Source organism: Pseudomonas sp. AL10 (assembly GCF_029960685.1).
Classification (GTDB): Bacteria; Pseudomonadota; Gammaproteobacteria; order Pseudomonadales; family Pseudomonadaceae; genus Aquipseudomonas; species Aquipseudomonas lactis.
Window position 1 is genome coordinate 42,841 of sequence record NZ_JASBQZ010000001.1, and the last position, 19,186, is coordinate 62,026.

16 protein-coding genes are annotated in these 19,186 nt (G+C 57.7%); 10 read left to right on the plus strand and 6 right to left on the minus strand.

Going from position 1 to position 19,186, the window contains the following annotated elements:
* Positions 1-27: 27 nt before the first annotated feature.
* From QK296_RS00230 to QK296_RS00250, 5 genes are all read left to right on the plus strand, one after another.
* Positions 28-1,455, plus strand: coding sequence for a coniferyl aldehyde dehydrogenase (locus QK296_RS00230; protein ID WP_003195129.1), 1,428 nt, complete (start codon positions 28-30; stop codon positions 1,453-1,455).
* Between the two features lie 29 nt (positions 1,456-1,484).
* Positions 1,485-2,030 carry a hypothetical protein gene (locus QK296_RS00235; RefSeq protein WP_003195131.1) on the plus strand — a complete coding sequence of 182 codons (546 nt, stop codon included), beginning with the start codon at positions 1,485-1,487 and terminating at the stop codon, positions 2,028-2,030.
* Positions 2,031-2,083: 53 nt separating this feature from the next.
* On the plus strand, positions 2,084-3,679 hold the full coding sequence (locus QK296_RS00240) for a GMC family oxidoreductase (protein ID WP_003195134.1): 1,596 nt from the start codon (positions 2,084-2,086) through the stop codon (positions 3,677-3,679).
* A gap of 103 nt (positions 3,680-3,782) precedes the next feature.
* On the plus strand, positions 3,783-4,262 hold the full coding sequence (gene coaD, locus QK296_RS00245; RefSeq protein WP_003195136.1) for a pantetheine-phosphate adenylyltransferase: 480 nt from the start codon (positions 3,783-3,785) through the stop codon (positions 4,260-4,262).
* Positions 4,263-4,364: 102 nt separating this feature from the next.
* On the plus strand, positions 4,365-4,616 hold the full coding sequence (locus tag QK296_RS00250) for a YfhL family 4Fe-4S dicluster ferredoxin (protein ID WP_003195146.1): 252 nt from the start codon (positions 4,365-4,367) through the stop codon (positions 4,614-4,616).
* Positions 4,617-4,738: 122 nt separating this feature from the next.
* Here QK296_RS00250 and mutM read toward each other — a convergent pair whose 3' ends face one another.
* Together mutM and QK296_RS00260 are read right to left on the minus strand one after the other, a co-directional pair.
* A complete protein-coding gene (gene mutM, locus QK296_RS00255; protein ID WP_014720348.1) occupies positions 4,739-5,551 on the minus strand; it encodes a bifunctional DNA-formamidopyrimidine glycosylase/DNA-(apurinic or apyrimidinic site) lyase in 813 nt (270 codons plus the stop codon).
* 21 nt (positions 5,552-5,572) lie between these two features.
* Complete coding sequence (locus tag QK296_RS00260; RefSeq protein WP_169912901.1) at positions 5,573-6,385, minus strand: HDOD domain-containing protein; 813 nt, start codon at positions 6,383-6,385, stop codon at positions 5,573-5,575.
* A 277-nt stretch (positions 6,386-6,662) separates the two neighbouring features.
* Between QK296_RS00260 and QK296_RS00265 the strand changes: the two genes are divergently transcribed.
* The 5 genes from QK296_RS00265 (at position 6,663) to ilvD (ending at position 13,577) form a co-directional block, all read left to right on the plus strand.
* Entirely contained in the window at positions 6,663-7,859 is a 1,197-nt protein-coding gene (locus QK296_RS00265) for a class I SAM-dependent rRNA methyltransferase (RefSeq protein ID WP_003195152.1), read from the plus strand.
* 399 nt (positions 7,860-8,258) lie between these two features.
* Entirely contained in the window at positions 8,259-9,335 is a 1,077-nt protein-coding gene (locus tag QK296_RS00270; protein ID WP_003195155.1) for a SagB family peptide dehydrogenase, read from the plus strand.
* A 5-nt stretch (positions 9,336-9,340) separates the two neighbouring features.
* Positions 9,341-10,306: a diiron oxygenase gene (locus tag QK296_RS00275; RefSeq protein WP_094773930.1), complete on the plus strand. Its 966-nt coding sequence runs from the start codon at positions 9,341-9,343 to the stop codon at positions 10,304-10,306.
* Positions 10,299-11,507 (plus strand): MFS transporter, encoded by a 1,209-nt coding sequence (locus QK296_RS00280; protein WP_003195157.1) that lies wholly within the window; start codon positions 10,299-10,301, stop codon positions 11,505-11,507. Before QK296_RS00275 ends, QK296_RS00280 begins: the two co-directional genes overlap by 8 nt.
* A gap of 228 nt (positions 11,508-11,735) precedes the next feature.
* A complete protein-coding gene (gene ilvD, locus QK296_RS00285) occupies positions 11,736-13,577 on the plus strand; it encodes a dihydroxy-acid dehydratase (protein WP_003195159.1) in 1,842 nt (613 codons plus the stop codon).
* A gap of 186 nt (positions 13,578-13,763) precedes the next feature.
* Here the strand turns inward: ilvD and QK296_RS00290 are convergent, their stop codons facing one another.
* From QK296_RS00290 to QK296_RS00305, 4 genes are all read right to left on the minus strand, one after another.
* Complete coding sequence (locus QK296_RS00290) at positions 13,764-16,205, minus strand: TonB-dependent siderophore receptor (protein ID WP_282390464.1); 2,442 nt, start codon at positions 16,203-16,205, stop codon at positions 13,764-13,766.
* A gap of 130 nt (positions 16,206-16,335) precedes the next feature.
* Positions 16,336-17,283 (minus strand): FecR family protein, encoded by a 948-nt coding sequence (locus QK296_RS00295; protein WP_282390465.1) that lies wholly within the window; start codon positions 17,281-17,283, stop codon positions 16,336-16,338.
* The gene (locus QK296_RS00300) at positions 17,280-17,813 is read right to left on the minus strand and encodes an RNA polymerase sigma factor (protein WP_057702093.1); all 534 of its coding nucleotides are present in this window, start codon (positions 17,811-17,813) and stop codon (positions 17,280-17,282) included. Before QK296_RS00300 ends, QK296_RS00295 begins: the two co-directional genes overlap by 4 nt.
* Positions 17,814-18,026: 213 nt before the next feature.
* The gene (locus QK296_RS00305) at positions 18,027-19,088 is read right to left on the minus strand and encodes a haloacid dehalogenase-like hydrolase (RefSeq protein WP_282390466.1); all 1,062 of its coding nucleotides are present in this window, start codon (positions 19,086-19,088) and stop codon (positions 18,027-18,029) included.
* Between the last annotated feature and the right edge of the window lie 98 nt (positions 19,089-19,186).

The window sequence follows — 19,186 nt, forward strand, 5'->3', positions numbered from 1 at the left end:
CAGACCAATAACAATCGGTGCCGCGCCATGCCTGCCAACGTTGCCTACCTGCAAGATTCCCAGGCACTGGATCAACTCCAGGACCTGTTCGACGCTCAACGCCGCGCCTATGCCGCCAACCCGATGCCGCCGGCCGGACAGCGCCAGCAATGGCTCAAGGCCCTGCGGGATCTACTGAGCGACGAACGCCAGGCGCTGATCGATGCGATCAGCCAGGATTTTAGCCATCGCAGCGCCGACGAAACCCTGTTTGCCGAATTGATGCCCAGCCTGCATGGCATTCACTACGCGAGCAAACACCTCAAGGGCTGGATGAAACCTTCCCGCCGCGCTGTAGGCATTGCCTTCCAGCCCGCCTCAGCCAAAGTCATTTACCAGCCACTGGGCGTCGTCGGCGTCATCGTGCCGTGGAACTACCCGCTGTTCCTGGCCATCGGCCCGTTGGTGGGGGCGTTGGCTGCCGGCAATCGGGTAATGCTCAAGCTCAGCGAGTCCACGCCGGCCACCGGCGAGCTGCTCAAGGCGTTGCTGGCCAAGATCTTCCCCGAGGACCTGGTGTGCGTCGTGCTGGGCGAAGCTGACGTGGGCATGGCGTTTTCCAAGTTGCGCTTCGATCACCTGCTGTTCACCGGTGCTACCAGCATAGGCAAGCACGTGATGCGTGCGGCGGCCGAAAACCTCACGCCGGTGACCCTGGAGTTGGGCGGCAAATCGCCGGCGATCGTTTCGGCCGACGTGCCGCTCAAGGACGCCGCCGAACGCATCGCCTTCGGCAAAGCTTTGAACGCCGGGCAAACCTGCGTGGCACCGGATTATGTACTGGTACCAGAAGATCGCGTGGAGGGCTTTGTCGAGGCCTATTCCAAAGCCGTGCGCGGGTTTTATCCGACGCTGGTCGACAACCCGGACTACACCGCCATCATCAACGAACGCCAACTGGCCCGGCTCAATGCCTACGCCAAGGACGCCACCGACAAAGGTGCCACCCTGATCCCGCTGTACGAGCAAGGCCAGGCGCGGCGAATGGCTCACAGCCTGCTATTGAATGTCAGTGACGACATGACCGTGATGCAGGACGAAATTTTCGGCCCGCTCCTGCCCATCGTGCCGTATCGCGGCCTTGACCAAGCCTTTGCCTACATCAACCAGCGCCCTCGCCCACTGGCCTTGTATTACTTCGGCTACAACAAAGGCGAACAAGCGCGGGTGCTCCACGAAACCCATTCCGGTGGTGTATGCCTGAACGACACCTTGCTGCACGTCGCCCAGGACGATATGCCGTTCGGTGGCATCGGCCCGTCGGGCATGGGCCATTACCACGGTCACGAAGGTTTCCTGACGTTCAGCAAGGCCAAGGGTGTGCTGGTCAAACAGCGCCTGAACGCGGCGAAGTTGATCTACCCGCCCTATGGCAAGTCGATCCAGAAGCTGATCCAGAAGCTGTTTATCCGCTGATAACCGCCACCTTCGGGACAATAAAAACAATGAACCCCAGCCTGACTGATTCACCCGCGCTGTCACGGCGCAGCGTCTTGAAAATCGGCCTGTGTGCCAGCGCCTTCCTCGCCACCGCCGGGCTGGGCGCCAGCCTCAGCGGTTGCTCCAGCAGTACGCCGGCCAGCGGCTTTGCGATGTTGCGCACCAGCGACTTGCCGTTCTTGCGGGCGGTGATCCCGGTGCTGCTGGAAGGCGTGGCCAGCGCCGAGCACGTGTTTGCCGGTATTGAGGACACCCTGAAAAAACTCGATTACAGCCTGCAGCACTTGTCGCCCGAGATGTTCAAGCTCACCCAGCAATTATTCGACGTGCTGGCGATGGGCATCACCCGCGGCCCGCTGACCGGTATCTGGGGCAGTTGGGAAAATGCCAGCAGCGAACAGATCCGCAATTTCCTGCACCGCTGGGAAAACAGCTACCTGAACCTGCTGCGCATGGGCCAGGGCTCACTGCTCAAGCTGGTGATCATGGCCTGGTACTTCCGGCCCGAGTCCTGGGCCCATTGCGGCTACCCCGGCCCGCCGAAGATCTAGCCTGGGCAATCCTCCAAGATTGCATCTTCCTACAAAAATAAGAGTGCACACCTATGCCCGTACCCGATCTGTTCCGCGACGGCCTGGCCCGTGGCTGGAAAACCCACAATGGCGCCGCCCTGGATAACGACCTGACCCTGGAAGCGGATGTCGCCATCATCGGCAGCGGCGCCGGGGGCGGTACCACCGCCGAAATCCTCAGCGCTGCCGGCTACAAAGTGTTGCTGATCGAAGAAGGTCCGCTCAAGACCAGCAGCGACTTCAAGCTGCTGGAAGACGAAGCCTACGCCAGCCTTTACCAGGAAGGCATCGGGCGGATGAGCAAGGACGGCGCTATCACCATCCTGCAGGGCCGGGCGGTGGGCGGTACCACCTTGATCAACTGGACCTCCAGCTTTCGCACCCCTGACGCTACCCTCTCGCATTGGGCCAGCGAATATGCGGTCAAAGGCCACAGCAGCGCCGAAATGGCGCCCTGGTTCGAAAAAATGGAACAGCGCCTGGGCATCGCGCCGTGGGCGCTGCCGCCGAATGCCAATAACGATGTGATCCGCAAAGGCTGCGAAAAGCTCGGCTACAGCTGGCATGTGATCCCGCGCAATGTGCGCGGCTGCTTCAACCTGGGGTATTGCGGCATGGGCTGCCCGGTCAACGCCAAGCAGTCGATGCTGGTGACCACCATCCCGTCCACCCTGGAAAAGGGCGGCGAGCTGCTTTACCTGGCCCGCGCCGAACGGCTCATCTACAGCGGCGACACCATCAGCAGCCTCGAATGCGTGGCCATGGACGAACGCTGCGTAGCGCCCACAGGGCGCAAGATCAGCGTGAGAGCCAAGCACTATGTACTAGCGGGCGGCGGCATCAACAGCCCGGCCCTGCTGATGCGCTCGGACGCACCCGACCCGCACTCGCGGTTGGGCAAGCGCACCTTCCTGCACCTGGTCAATTTCTCCGCCGGGCTGTTCGACGAGGTGATCAACCCCTTCTACGGTGCGCCGCAATCCATCTACTCCGACCATTTCCAATGGCAGGACGGCACTACCGGCAAAATGTCCTACAAACTGGAAGCACCGCCCCTGCATCCAGGCCTGGCGAGCACCCTGTTCGGTGGCTACGGCAAGCAGAACGCCTTGGACATGAACCAACTACCCCACACCCACGCCATGCTCGCCCTGCTGCGCGACGGTTTTCACCCCGACAGCCCGGGCGGCACCGTAGAGTTGCGCGGTGATGGCACGCCAGTGCTCGACTATCAGGTCTCCCCCTACGCCTGGGACGGCCTGCGCCGGGCCTTCCACAGCATGGCCGAGATTCAGTTCGCGGCGGGGGCCAAATCGGTCAAGCCCCTGCATCACGACGCGCGCTTTGTGAACAACTTGGCCGAAGCGCGCAGCGTGATCGACGGTTTGAATCTGGAACTGCATCGCACCACCCTGGGCAGCGCCCACGTGATGGGCGGTTGCGCCATGGGTGAAGAGCCAAAAAATGCCGTGGCCGACAGCCTGGGTCGCCATCATCAGTTGCGTAACCTGTCGATCCACGATGGCTCGCTGTTCCCCACCAGCATTGGCGCCAACCCGCAATTGTCGGTGTACGGATTGACCGCGCAACTGGCGAGCGCATTGGCCGAACGTCTGAAAACGGCATGAAAAAACAGGGTATTCACGGCATCTATCTACATAAGTCGACTTGGCCCACCGGTAATGCTGCGATACCATCCGGTTCCCCAACGGACTCCGCCAGGACGACGCGATGAACCGAGTGTTGTACCCAGGTACCTTCGACCCGATTACCAAAGGCCATGGCGATCTGGTCGAACGCGCCTCTCGCCTGTTCGACCATGTGATCATCGCGGTCGCGGCCAGCCCCAAGAAAAACCCGTTGTTTCCCCTGGAACAACGTGTGGAGCTGGCGCAAGAGGTCACCAAGCACCTGCCGAATGTGGAAGTAGTGGGCTTTTCGACATTGCTGGCGCATTTCGCCAAGGAGCAGAACGCCAATGTGTTCCTGCGTGGCCTGCGTGCGGTGTCGGACTTCGAATACGAATTCCAGCTAGCCAACATGAACCGCCAATTGGCACCGGACGTGGAAAGCCTGTTCCTCACGCCGTCGGAGCGTTATTCGTTCATTTCCTCGACGTTGGTGCGTGAAATCGCCGCTTTGGGCGGAGATATCACCAAGTTCGTGCACCCAGCCGTGGCCGATGCGCTGACGCTACGCTTCAAGAAGTAAGGCTGCCCGGTCGGTGCCTGCTCGCACTGCGGGCGCCAATGCGGCACAATTGCGCGCATTAGTTTTCAGATGCCTTGGCAGAGTGCCCTGGCAGGAGTTTCCATGTCCCTGATCATCACCGACGATTGCATCAACTGCGACGTCTGCGAACCCGAGTGCCCGAACGCCGCCATTTCCCAGGGCGAAGAGATCTATGTGATCGACCCTAACCTGTGCACCCAGTGCGTCGGCCACTACGACGAACCGCAGTGCCAGCAGGTATGCCCGGTGGATTGCATCCCGCTGGATGAGGCACACCCTGAGACTGAAGAGCAGTTGATGGAGAAGTACCGCAAGATTACCGGTAAGGCCTAAGCCTCTTCATTGCCCGTAAGGGCCTCATCGCAGGCAAGCCAGCTCCCACATTGGATAGGTGAATACCTTCAACTGTGGGAGCTGGCTTGCCTGCGATAACGATATCAGCCCTCACACAGCCATCAGCTCTGACACCGAGGGCAAAACACACTCGCCCGCTGCCCCAGCACCACATTGCGTAGCTCAGTGCCGCAAACCTTGCACGCCTCGCCACCACGGCCATACACGAACAATTCCTGCTGGAAATACCCCGGCTGCCCATCGCCGCCGATAAAGTCCCGCAACGTGGTACCGCCCCGCTCAATGGCAGCGGCCAGTACCCGCTTGATCTCAATCGCCAGCTTCAAATAACGCCCGCGTGAAATCCCGCCAGCGGCGCGCCGCGGGTCAATCCCCGCTGCAAACAGCGCCTCTGTCGCATAGATATTACCCACACCCACCACCACCGCGTTGTCCATGATGAACGGCTTCACCGCCATCGACTTGCCGCGAGACAACTGGAACAAGCGCTCACCGTCAAACAGGTCAGTCAACGGCTCCGGCCCCAGCCGCATCAGCAACTCATGGTTGTGCGGGTCGTGGCTCCAGAGCATCGCACCGAAGCGCCGCGGGTCGGTGTAGCGCAGGGCCATACCCGATTCCAGCTCGATATCCACGTGTTCATGCTTGGCCGCCGGCATGCCGACTTCCACCAGGCGCAAGTTGCCCGACATGCCCAGGTGGCTGATCAAGGTGCCCACTTCAGCATTGATCAACAGGTATTTGGCCCGGCGCTCCACCAGCACGATGCGCTGCCCCGACAGGCGCACATCCAGGTCTTCCGGAATCGGCCAGCGCAGGCGCCGCTCACGCACCACCACGCGGCTGACGCGCTGGCCTTCCAGGTGCGGGGCGATCCCGCGGCGGGTGGTTTCGACTTCTGGTAACTCGGGCATGTGTACCTCTTGAATGACGGGTCAGTGCGCGCCCAGTTCGCGGATCGACAACTTCAGGCTCTCGAAGTCGTAGTCCGACAGGCCCACGTAATCCAGCACCAGGTGGCCGATGGCATTCCACTCATGATCCACCGGCTGGTTGCCCAGTACGCGATAGGACGAACAGATATGCTCAGCCATCTTCAAAATGGCCAGCAGGTTCTTGAGCTGCGGGTTGCGCGACGTCTCATCGCTGAAAATCGCCAGGGCGTTGTGGTGATTGGCGATGGCGTCGGTGACATGCTCCGGCAGGCGCCAGGACTTGGCGGTGTAGTAGCCAACCACCGCATGGTTGGTGTGGAACGCTTTGTTTTCGGTGTCGACCACGCGGCAATCCGGGCCGGCATTGGCGTAGGCTTCTTCCAGTACCGCCATGTAATTGGGGAAGCGCTTGAGCATCAGCGGCACGCCACAATCATGAAACAGGCCCAAGGCATAGGCTTCGTCCACGGCCTGGGAACCGGTGCGCTTGGCCAGGGTGAGGCAGGTCATGGCCACATCCTGGGCGGTGTCCCAGAAACGGTTGAGGGTGACGATGGTGTCGTCGCACATCTCGCCCTTGATCGACTGCGCGTTGATCAGATTGATGATCGAACGGCTGCCCAGCAGGTTCACCGCACGCTGGATCGAAGCGATTTTATTGCTCAGGCCGTAATACGGCGAATTGACAATCTTGAGCAGCGCACCGGACAAGCCCGGGTCCTGGGAGATCAACCGCGCAATCACTTCCAGGTCCGGGTCGGGCATGTACTGCTCCATCTGCAAATCCACCATGATTTGCGGTTGAGGCGGCACGCTGATGCCTTGCAGGGCCTGTTGGATCTGCTCGGGGGAAAGCTCTTGGGACATAAGTACACACTCTGGGCTAGGCGCGAATTCTACCCCTTATGCCGACATGGCCGACACCCAAAAAGCCAAGTGAAACCCGATCGAATGTGGGAGCTGGCTTGCCTGCGATAGCATCACCACCGTACGTCTGATACACCGCGCCGCCCGCATCGCAGGCAAGCCAGCTCCCACATGAAAGAGTGCGCAAAGGGTATACTCCCGCTCTTTTTTCCGGAGCGACGTCATGTCCCTGCCAAGCCTGCGTCTCAAAGCCAACGCCGATCGTCGTTTGCGCAACGGCCACCTGTGGGTCTACAGCAACGAAATCGACGTGGCCGCCACCCCACTCCACGGCTTCCAGGCAGGCGACCAGGCTATCCTGGAAGCAGCCGGCGGCAAGACCCTGGGCATCGTGGCCATGAGCCCGAACAACCTGATCTGCGCCCGCCTGCTGTCGCGCGACATCAAGTTGCCGCTGGACAAGTCGCTGCTGGTGCACCGCCTCAACGTGGCCCTGTCCCTGCGTGACCGCCTGTTCGACAAGCCGTTCTACCGCCTGGTCTACGGTGATTCCGACCTGTTGCCGGGCCTGGTGGTCGACCGTTTCGGCGACATCTTGGTAGTACAGATCGCTTCAGCGACCATGGAAGCGCATAAAGAAGACGTGATCGCCGCACTGACCCAAGTGCTCAAGCCCAGCGGCATCCTGTTCAAGAACGACTCCGCCGCGCGTGACGCCGAAGGCCTCAACCGCTACGTCGAAACCGTATTCGGCCTGGTGCCGGAGTGGGTGGCGCTGGAAGAAAACGGCGTGAAATTCGAAGCCCCGGTGATCCAGGGCCAGAAAACCGGCTGGTTCTACGACCACCGCATGAACCGCGCCCGCCTGGCCCCGTATGCCAAGGGCAAGCGTGTACTGGACCTGTACAGCTACATCGGCGGCTGGGGCGTGCAAGCGGCGGCCTTTGGCGCCAGTGAAGTGTTCTGCGTCGACGCCTCCGCCTTCGCCCTCGACGGCGTAGAACGCAACGCCGCGCTGAACGGCTTTGCCGAGAAAATGACCTGCATCGAAGGCGACGTGTTCGAAGCCTTGAAGGAACTGAAAGCCAGCGAAGAACGCTTCGACGTGATCGTCGCCGACCCACCGGCCTTCATCAAACGCAAAAAAGACATGAAAAACGGCGAAGGCGCCTACCGCCGCCTCAACGAGCAAGCCATGCGCCTGCTCAGCAAGGACGGCATCCTCGTCAGCGCTTCATGCTCCATGCACCTGCCGGAAGATGACCTGCAAAACATCCTGCTCACCAGCGCCCGCCATCTGGACCGCAACATCCAGATGCTCGAACGCGGCGGCCAAGGCCCGGACCACCCGGTGCACCCGGCGATTGCCGAGACGCGGTATATCAAGAGCATTACGTGCCGGTTGTTGCCTAATAGCTGATTAACATCTGAATGGGGGATCCAAAATGGATCTCCCATGATTTCATTACATCTAAGCCATTCCGCCCGACCGTATTTTACCGACTGCCTATTAAGCATAGAATAACTACCCCACGCCACTTCGTAGTACCAATCCGACAAAAAAACTCGAACATTCCTACGCGTTTTTTTCTTGAAATTTCATCATTAAATCCTATTATTCAATTGTCACCGATGACGGCGACACTTTAATTAAATATAAAGTTGAAAATAAGGAGATCCAAAATGAAAAATATCAAACTGGAAACTTCCCACATCGCCAACTTGGCTTTCTTGGTAGCACTGAAAGCCCGCTAAGCAACTAAAACGCTGGGGAGTGCCGGCTACCCAGCGTTTTTCCGCTCCGCACGGAGGCAGTGCAATGCAGATAAACCCTTATATATTTATACTCCCAAAAACACCTACAGCGATAGTTTGGAACTATAAAAATCACAAACAATACGAGCTCAATCTAGAATACTCAGTACGACTCACCAAACTGATAAACGATCCAAAAATCTTCGACAATTCAAACCCAATAGACACTCAGCTATTAGAAGCCGAAATTTTGACAGACACACCTTCTCCGCCAATTAATTGGGGCTGGGATGAGTTATCAAAAATTTTCCATATTGGCACCAAAAACATACCTTGCGATCAAATGCCCGAAAACGCAGACGAATGGGCGAGCATCTACCTAGACCATTGTACAAAAACATTATCAACACCTCCCCCTCCAGACCGAATACACAAACACAAAGCTGACACTCCATTAATTCGCTTGCCAGCACCTATCAACCTGTCAGAGAACTCACTTCAAAGTGCATTGCTCACCCGAAAAACCTGCCGTTCATTCACAGGCGAATCCGTTGCCCTGCAAACCATAAGTACAATTCTTTACTTGTGCTTAGGACACTTAAACGAAAGAGCAAACAATGTTGATGAAAGTATTGCGAAAGGACTCGAAGCCCGAAGGAGCAGCCCTTCCGGTGGGGGATTAAACGCGTGTGAAGGTTTCCTTTACGCTAAAAATATAGATGGGTTGAAGCCCGGCATTTACGCTTATAACGCATCCGAGCACACTCTAAGTACCGTCAATACGCAACTGAAAACGGCATTGGGGCAAGTGCTTTCAGGACAGCACTTCATTAACGAACTCCCGGCAGGTCTCTTCATCACTTGTCGATTTGACAAACTCTGGTGGAAATACGAGCACTCACGAGCTTATCGAATGGCTTATGTCGAAGCGGGTCATATTTCACAAACCTACCAACTGGTCGCGACAGCGATGGGACTGAGCACTTGGTTAACGGGCGCACTTACAGACAATCAGGTTGAATCCTTATTAGGATTTGAAGAAAACAATCCTGAACAAGTCTTATTTTTTGTCGGGTGCGGTAAAAGCGACGGACAAGTGATATGCAGGGAACTAAAATCGCTGCTAAACAACCGAGGGTAGGAATTATGGTTGAGCCGCTCATCGACTCTAATCTGTGGAAAGCCAGCTTCACTCTTGGAGACTGGAACACCCGCGCATCAGTAAGAACCAGTGATTACCAATACAAGTTACCTCCAGATTTAGAGAAACAGCTGGAGTCAAGAGATTGGTTTCCTCCCGCCCTACTTCCCTATCTTAAACATCCGGAAGTCAAATTAGCCGACAAAGCCATCACTAAGCGTCTCTGCGCCAATCACTTAGTAAACTTCCTAAACTACACAACACTACTTGAACACCAGATCGTTAATCGCTCCGTAGAACTAATAATTCATGACGAGCTTGAATTTACGATACCTTCTCGTATGAAAACAGCGGCACTGCAGCTTTACACTGACGAAGGTTATCACGCGCTATTCTCCTATCAGCTTGCCGAACAAGTCAGTAAATTTTATGATATGGCAACTCAATCAACTATCCACAGACGAATAACAAAACTCAATCAGCTAATCCATACCACCCCGAATAAGCAGAAGTCGATCACGTGGCTTCTAATTGGTTTCGTATCGGAAACCATCATTGCAAAAGATCTACGTGATGTTTATCAAAAAAACTTGGTCTGCTGCGTTCAGGAGATGCTCAAAGATCACCTCGCTGACGAGGCCCGACACAGTCGATATTTTAGCGAAGTCTTTCATTATTTGTGGATTCAGATGAGTGACGAGCAACGAATTTTATCTGCCAAACAGCTCTTAGATATTATCCTTATTTTCTTTGAGACGGATAAAAAATGGCTCGAATTGAGTTTACGAAGCGTGCAATTAAGTGAGACCACCGTCGATCAAGTCGTGACCATGATGGCTGACCCGCACGCCCATATTCTTCGCGCTCGCGAAGGTGCCAGCACCACATTTCAAGCATTGAAAAAAGCAGGTTTTTTTAAACGAACTGATATTCGCCAGCTGTTCTCAAATGTGGGGCTTATAGATGAATAAGACACGTACCGCTAACGGTAACAAAAAAAGACAAAGGTCGGCGATCGTGCTATTAATGACCATGGTGTTACTTGGTGTTTTCCCTCTAGATGTCTTACTCCCTTCTTTCCCCGCACTGGCTGAACACTTTCAAAATAAACCTTCGGATATTGCGTTCTCTATTAGCCTTTTTGCTATCGGTATCTCCCTATCACAACTTTTAATCGGACCACTCTCAGATATCGTAGGGCGCAAGGGGTTGTTGATTAGCGGGATGGTTGTATCCATTGCAGGTGCCACCGGTTGCGTATTCTCTACCGAATATATGTGGTTTCTGATATTTAGAATGGTCCAAGCCATCGGTTGCGGCTGCTTCGTGCTGTCACAGGCGTTGGTTCAGGATATGTTTGAAGGTAAAGAAAGGGACCAGTTGAGAATTCTGATGATCACGGCGAGTGGCATTTTTATTTCAATATCTCCGCTACTTGGTAGTGTACTGCAACAGCTTTTTGACTGGCCTGGCAGCTTTTTTCTTTTTATCGTATTGGCCCTTGGCGTTTTGTCAATCGCGTATTTTTTACTAGACAATCATCATGTAAACTCTCATCCAAAAGAAGATATTTTCTGCGCTTATCAACGGGTACTCAGCAACCGCAGTTTCGTCGGTTACTGGCTAATTGCAGCAATTGCTTTCGCCTGCCACTTTTCATTCATCGTCATATCACCGCTCATCTTCATGGATCAGTTGCAGCTATCCACTTATGAATTCTCACTAGCCTTGCTACTTTACGGCGCGGCGTATATTGCTGGCGGCATCGTAGCTCGCATACTCGCTAATAGGCTGGCGCCCAAGGTTCAAATCGTGCTCGGTTTGGCCCTGATTTTTTGTTCTGGGCTATTGATGCTCTTTTTTTCAAGCACTTTTGAGCTTTCAACGATGACAGTATTAATCCCAATGATCGTCTGCACCACCGGAACTACCATTTGTCGGCCCATCGCTACCTCTAAAGCTATGGACGTGTTTCCGGAAAATGCAGGCACCGCGGCGTCGGCTGGGAACACTTTAATTTTTATACTGGGTGGATTGATTAGCGCATTGATCAACATGAGTACAGATAACCCGCAGATGACCCTGGCATTAGCTTTTTTGCTGCTGAGTACAGCGGCCCTCGTGTTGAATTCGTTGATTTCACGTCGCCTGGAATTGCTGAACGTCGGTTGAACCCGCCAATACACATACGCCCATTCCCTCCAGCCGCCAGCGGTGTAGAATCGGCCCTATTCATCGCCAGTCATCCCCCGGCGGGTTTATGAGCTCGAGGCCCAAGCAAGCGGCGATCCCGCGATGCGAGTGGCAACTACCGGACACACGGCCATTTTCTGAGTGTTCCAGTCGTCAATTAGAAGCTCACTCCCCTTTAGTACTTGATTAGCCGCCCGGAGTGCTCCAATGCCTGATTACCGCTCGAAAACATCCACCCACGGCCGCAACATGGCCGGTGCGCGCGCGCTGTGGCGTGCCACGGGGATGAAAGATGACGACTTCAAGAAGCCGATCATCGCAATTGCCAACTCGTTCACCCAGTTCGTGCCGGGCCATGTTCACCTCAAGGACCTGGGCCAACTGGTCGCCCGCGAGATCGAACGCGCCGGTGGCGTGGCAAAAGAATTCAATACCATTGCCGTGGACGACGGCATCGCCATGGGCCATGACGGCATGCTGTATTCGCTGCCGAGCCGCGAGATCATCGCCGACTCCGTGGAATACATGGTCAACGCCCACTGCGCCGACGCCATTGTGTGCATCTCCAACTGCGACAAGATCACCCCCGGCATGTTGATGGCTGCCTTGCGCCTGAACATCCCGGTGATCTTCGTCTCCGGCGGCCCGATGGAAGCCGGCAAGACCAAACTCGCCTCCCACGGCCTCGACCTCGTCGACGCCATGGTAATCGCCGCCGATTCCAGCGCTTCTGACGAGAAGGTTGCGGAATACGAGCGAAGCGCCTGCCCGACCTGCGGTTCGTGCTCCGGCATGTTCACCGCCAACTCGATGAACTGCCTGGTCGAAGCCTTGGGCCTGGCTTTGCCGGGCAACGGTTCCACACTGGCCACTCACAGCGACCGCGAGCAGTTGTTCCTGCAGGCCGGCCGCACCATCGTCGAGCTGTGCAAGCGCTACTACGGCGAGAACGATGAGTCGGTGTTGCCGCGCAATATCGCCAACTTCAAGGCGTTCGAAAACGCCATGACCCTGGACATCGCCATGGGCGGTTCCACCAACACCATCCTGCACCTGCTGGCCGCCGCCCAGGAAGCCGAGATCGATTTCGACCTGCGCGACATCGACCGCCTGTCCCGTCACGTGCCGCAACTGTGCAAGGTCGCGCCGAATATCCAGAAGTACCACATGGAAGATGTGCACCGCGCCGGCGGGATCTTCTCGATCCTCGGCTCCCTGGCCCGTGGCGGCCTGCTGCACACCGATCTGCCGACCGTGCACAGCAAATCCATCGCCGAAGGCATCGCCAAATGGGACATCACCCAGACTGACGACGAAGCCGTGCACACCTTCTTCAAGGCCGGCCCGGCCGGTATCCCCACCCAGACCGCGTTCAGCCAGTCGACCCGTTGGGACACCCTGGACGACGACCGTGAAAACGGCTGCATCCGCAGTGTCGAGCACGCCTACTCGCAAGAAGGCGGCCTGGCCGTGCTGTACGGCAACATCGCCCTCGACGGTTGTGTGGTCAAAACGGCGGGTGTGGATGAATCCATCCACGTTTTCGAAGGCCGCGCCAAGATCTACGAAAGCCAGGACAGCTCGGTACGCGGCATCCTCGCGGACGAAGTCAAGGAAGGCGACATCGTGATCATCCGCTACGAAGGCCCCAAAGGCGGCCCGGGTATGCAGGAGATGCTTTACCCCACGTCCTACCTGAAATCCAAAGGCCTGGGCAAAGCCTGCGCCCTGCTGACCGACGGCCGTTTCTCCGGCGGCACGTCGGGCCTGTCCATCGGACACGCTTCCCCGGAAGCCGCTGCCGGCGGCGCGATTGGCCTGGTGCAGGATGGCGACAAGGTGCTGATCGACATTCCAAACCGCTCGATCAACCTGTTGATCAGCGATGAAGAACTGGCGGCACGCCGGGTTGAGCAGGACAAGAAAGGCTGGAAGCCGGTAGAAAAGCGTCCGCGCAAAGTCACCACCGCGTTGAAGGCCTACGCCCTGCTGGCCACCAGCGCCGACAAGGGTGCGGTACGCAACAAAGCCATGCTCGACGGCCTGTAAGCCCCGCGCGTAAAAATGCCCCGCCAGGTGCGGGGCATTTTTTTGCCTGGCCAAAGCCTCCACAACACCGAGGATCAACTGTGGGAGCTGGCTTGCCTGCGATAGCTATGGGCCTGCCGGTGAGTTCTTGTTTGGCATACCGCCATCGCGGGCGAGCCAGCCCCCACATTGGATATAGGTAATCTCTTAGAACTGTGGGGTGTAGGTCATGGTGAACATCACATTGCGTGGGTCGCCGTAGTAGTTGCTGCCCCAGTTCGCGTTGTAGGCCGGGATGTAATACTTCTTGTCGAACATGTTGTTCAGGTTTGCCGCCACGGTGAATTCCTGGTTGATCTTGTAGGCCACCCGCGAATCCCACAGTGCATTGCCCGGCACGCTGAACGTACGGTCATAGGCTTCGGTGCTGCTTTGCGCGGACACACCGGCACCCACGCTCCAATGCTGCCAATCGCCCGGCAACTGGTAATCACCCCAGACCTTGAGCAAGTGCTTGGGGGTCCAGGTGCTGAAAATCTTGCCTTCGTAGGTGTCGTCCTTGAGAAATTCAGTGGTGTTGTAGGTGTAGCTGGAGGCCAGCTGCAGGCCTGGCAGCACCTCACCACTGAGTGTGGCTTCAAAGCCTTGGCTGCGGACCTTGCCAGAGGCGACCGAGCAGTACCAACCATTGCAGTTCATTGGCCCTTGCAGGTCCTGCACGCTACGGTTTTCCTGATCGTAACGGAAGATCGCAAACGAGGTATTGAGGCGCCCGTCAGCCAGCTCTCCCTTGATGCCCAACTCGTAGTTTTTGCCCTCGATAGGCTTGAGCAGGGAGCCGGAGGTGGTCAGGTTGGTTTGCGGCTCAAAGGCATCGGCATAGCTGGCGTACGCCGACCACTGCTCGTTGAGCGCATAGACCAGGCCGGCGTAGGGCGTAACCTTGCCATTGGACTGGGTGGTATTGTCTTGCGGGGCACCATATGTGCCTTTGAAACCACTTTGGCCAATGTAGGAATAGTCATACCAACTGGTACGCGCACCGACGATCAACGTCAGCGGGTCCAGGACTTTCACACGCCAGGTGCCATAGATGCCTTTCTGGCGAATGTCATACCAGCTCTTCGAGGCGGCACCCTCCTGGAACAATTGGTATTTGTCGCGCTGTGGGCGGTTGTGGTCGATGTTGAAGATATCCGCGCCGGGATTTGAAGCCCGTGCCCACTGGTCGTCGGTGGTGAGCTTGGAATAGTTGGCGCCCAGCACCACTTCCTGCTGGAAGCCCAGCCCCTCAAACTTGCCGTTTACATACACATCCGCGCCGCGGCTCTTGGTATTGAAGTCGGTGATCCAATCCACATAGGGCACAGTGCCACCGCCGACGGGTACCGTGTCCCACGTCGCCTGGTAGGTTGCGTCGTTGTGCTCATCCATGGCTACCAGTGCGGCTTTCACTTTCCAGTTATCGTTGAAGCGGTGCTCGATGTCGGCAAACACCTGAGTCTGATTGTTGACGCTGCGGTTCCAACTGGCGCCGACAAATGTCGAACGTGGCAGACCGATATCACTGCCGTCGGCATAACGGGGCAACGACATGAAGTTGGGGCGCGAATGGCCCTTCTGGTTACTGATGCCCAGGCCGACGGTGGTGTCGGGAGTGAAATCGTAGTCGACGGCGCCATAAACCGTCTGGTTCCAGCCGCCCGCATAGTCGACGAAGGAGTCGGTGGTGTCGTAATCCGCCACGAAGCGGCCGCGCAAGGTGCCTTCGGCGTTCAGCGGGCCACCGACATCGACCTGAGTGCCGTAGTGGTCCCATGAGCCAGCCTTGGCGGTAATGGTCGCCGTCGGCGCTTGCTGCCCGCGCTTGCGCACCAGGTTCATGGTGCCGCCGGGGCTATTGGCACCTTGCAGCAAGGCGGCCGGGCCGCGCAGCGTCTCGACGCGGTCGTAAATGGCCATGTTTTCGGTGAGATAGCTGCCCAAGGTGTAAGTGTTACGTGGAATTCCCACACCGTCGTATTGCAGGGTGCCAACCTCGAAACCGCGGGAGAAGATGAACATTCCGGAGCCGGGAGACTTGGTCGCTGTCAGGCCGGGTGTGCGCTTGACCACTTCAGAGAGCTTGGTGGTGTTCTGATCATCCATCTGCTTGCGGGTCATGACGCTGACCGACTGCGGGATGTCCTTGAGTTTTTGTTCGCCCTTGCCCAGGGTCACGGCCCCCGTGGTGTACGAGCCCGTGCCTTCGGTGGTGACGCCCAGGCGTTCGGCCGTGATGGTGGTGGTGCCCACTTCCAGGGCATTGCCTGCTACCACACGTTTTTCCAGGGTGACGGTATCGGCATTGATAAACGCCGCGCTCAGCCCCGTGCCGCCGAGCAGTTGCCCCAAGGCTTCACGCTGCCCCAGGTTGCCCTTCACACCCGGCGATATCACCCCCTGGGTCAACTCCCCATTCACTAGCACCTGAACCCGCGTCACCGCCGAGAACGCCGCCAGCGCAGCGTCCAGGCCCTGCCCGGCAATATCGAAGCGGTAGGTCTGGGCCTGGTTGGCCTCCGCGGCCTGCAGGTACGACGGCGCGATACAGCTGGCCAAGGAAATGGCCAAGGCCAGCAAGGGCCGTGTGGCGAATCGGTGTGCCATGAATGGTGCTCCCCGGTACAAAAAGTCTGTGATCGGCGCCGCACTACTTGAGAGTGCTTACTATTTACGCCTCAGTGATCAAGGACGATGGCTTACGGGGAAACCCTGAAAATATTTTGAGAAATTGCCGTCAGGACGCATTGCCTTCACGCAACACCAGCAAATACGGGGTGTAATGCTCGGCACGCAGGTTGAGGGTGTATTCCAGCGCCTTGAGCACGGCATCGGGTTTGTCGATTTCGAACACGCCGGACACTACCCGATTGCGCAACGCATCACCGAGCACCAGCGTCTTGCCGGGCCAGTAGCGGTTCAGCTCAGAGACCACCACCGACAAAGGTTGCTGACGGAACACCAGTTGCCGCTGACGCCAGGCAAAGCCGCTGGCCTGGTCGAAACCGTGGACGTCGGCAAGGTGCTGGCCCTGATACTCCACGGCCCGCCCCGGTTCCAGATAGACCGGTGTGCCGCTCCCTGCACTGACCTCAACCTTGCCCTGCGCTACCTGCACACGCGTCTGGTCATCACGTCGCGTCACACTGAACTGGGTGCCGACCACTTTCACCCAGCCGTCGCCCGACTGCACCACGAAGGGCCGCGCGGGGTCCTTGGTCACATCGAAGAAACCTTCACCACGCAGCAAACGGATCTGCCGCTCACCCGCACTCATGCGGATTTGCACCGCACTGTCGGTGTTGAGTTGAAGGTGGGAACCATCGGCCAGTTCGATGCTGCGCGACTCGCCAGTGGCGGTGGCGTAGTCGGCGCGCAAGCGGTCAAGCCAGGGAGTGCTTTGCACGGTCAGGCCCACGGCCAGCAACACGGCAGCCGCATACGCCCAGCGCCGCAGCGGTGTACGCCAGGTGGCCTGCTCGGCACGGCGAATGACGCGCGCCGGCTCACGCAGGCCGCCAAGCATCGCCTGCACTTCCTGCCAGGCATCATCCTGCGCCTGGCCCTGCCCGAGCCACGCAGCAAAGGCGTCCATTTCAGCCGGGGTCAAGTCCTCGGCGTGCAGGCGGAAATACCAGCCGGACGCCTCTTCGAACAACACATCAGCAGTAGGCAGGGCAGTCATGACCGACGTCCTTGTGCATCGCAGGCTAGGCGCGTCTTGATGTACCCACGGCATTCAATCAAGGCGCGACGCAATTGGTATTCCACACTGCGCGGGCTGATCGACAGGCGTTCGCCAATCTCGCGGTAGGAAAGCTCGTCGACATGATAGAGCAGGAAGATCTGCCGAGTCGCCTCGGGCAGGCCCAGGATCGCATCCTGCATCAGTCGCTCCTGCTGATAGGCGGCCAGTTGTTCGTCGGCTCCGGGGTTGCTGCAGGGCAGTTCTTCGCTCGGTGCGCCGGCATCCAGGCGCTCGCGGCGGATAGCCTGGCGCTGGTGGTCGCGCACCAGGTTGCTGGCAATGGTGAAGAGGAACGCGGGTAGGTTATCGATCTTCTCGCCGGACTCCAGGCGCGCCAGGCGCAGGAAGGATTCCTGGGTCAGGTCGGCAGCCACCTGGGCGCTGCCGGTGCGGCGCGTGACGAAGGCTTCGAGGGCTTTCTTCTGCTCCGCGAACAGGCGCGCGATCTGCGTATTCCAGGAGGACACAGCACTACCTTGAGAAGAACGGACGGTTCAGGGAGTGCGCACGCTAGCAAAGAATGAGATTAGTTCGCAATTGATATCTATTTTGCCTTTGAGTCGGCGGTGTTCTTAAGACCGCCTTCGCGGGCAAGCCCGCTCCCACAGTTGACCGCATTTCAGGTTGAAACTCGGTCGAATGTGGGAGCGGGCTTGCTCGCGAAGGCAGGTGACTCGGTCTTATTGGATATCTTCCGGCTTGACGATCACCCAGTTCTTGTCCGCCGTCACCGGCAGCCCTTCCTTGGCTTGCGCCGCCGCGTGCTTGGCGATCATGCCGTTGAGTTGGGTCATGTACTTGTCTTTGCGGTTGATCCACAGGTGGATGCCGCCCTTGGCCACGTCCACATCGTGGAACAGCATGTAGCCATCGCTGGTCGGTGTATCACCGCCGACTATCACCGGTTTTTTCCACTCGTCGATATAGGTGAGGATCGCCGCGTGCTTGCCGGCCATCCAGGTCGCCGGGGTCCACAGGTAAGGGGTCAGTTCCAGGCCGAGGTTGCTCTTCTCGTCATACTTGCCGGCAGTGATCTGTTTGCGTGCGGTGGTCAGCTCGCCGGTCTTGCGGTCCTTGAGCATCGTGGTCACGCCGATGACGTTCTCGGGTTTGACGTTGTAGCCGTACTTCGGATCAGCCGCGACCATGCGCACCAGCTCCTCGGACGCGGCGGTCATCACATAGACCTCGATGCCGTTTTCCATCAGTTTGTTGTACAGCTCGGCCTGGCCGGTGAAGACTTTCGGCGGCTGTATCTCGGATTTTTTCACCACGTCGCCTTCGAAATAGCTGACCGGCACGGGCTTGCCGGAGGCCATCAGCTCGTCGACCTGCACTTTGAGTTCCTTGAGGGTAAAGCCGGAAAAAATCTGCGCAACCCACGGGTAGCAGACCATGTCGTCGACTTCGCACAGACGATAATAGTAGCTGAACAGACTTTCCTTATGATCGGCGGTGTCTTTGAAGGGGATAAGCTTGAGCGAAGGGTCCATGGTTTCGCGGGTGATCAGGCCCTTGTTTTCCATGAACGGCAGCAGCGACTCTTCAAGGTCGTAACGGTAGCTGGTGTTGTCCATGTCGAACACCGCGTAGTTACCCTTGTTGGCGTTGGCGGCGATCATTTCATTGAGCTGTTTGGCGGCAGGTGCCGGCCAGTGTTTCAACTCGGTGGCGGCAAACGCCTGGCTGGCAAGCCCGAGGCAAAAGGCGGCGGATACCAATAGTTTCGGCGCGAGCTTCATAGGCGTTGTCTCCCTCAAGTGAAAGACATCGACGCTAACAAATCCGTATGACAGTTATCGCCCGAGCACGACCCAGGACGTCGTGATCACGCCAAGGG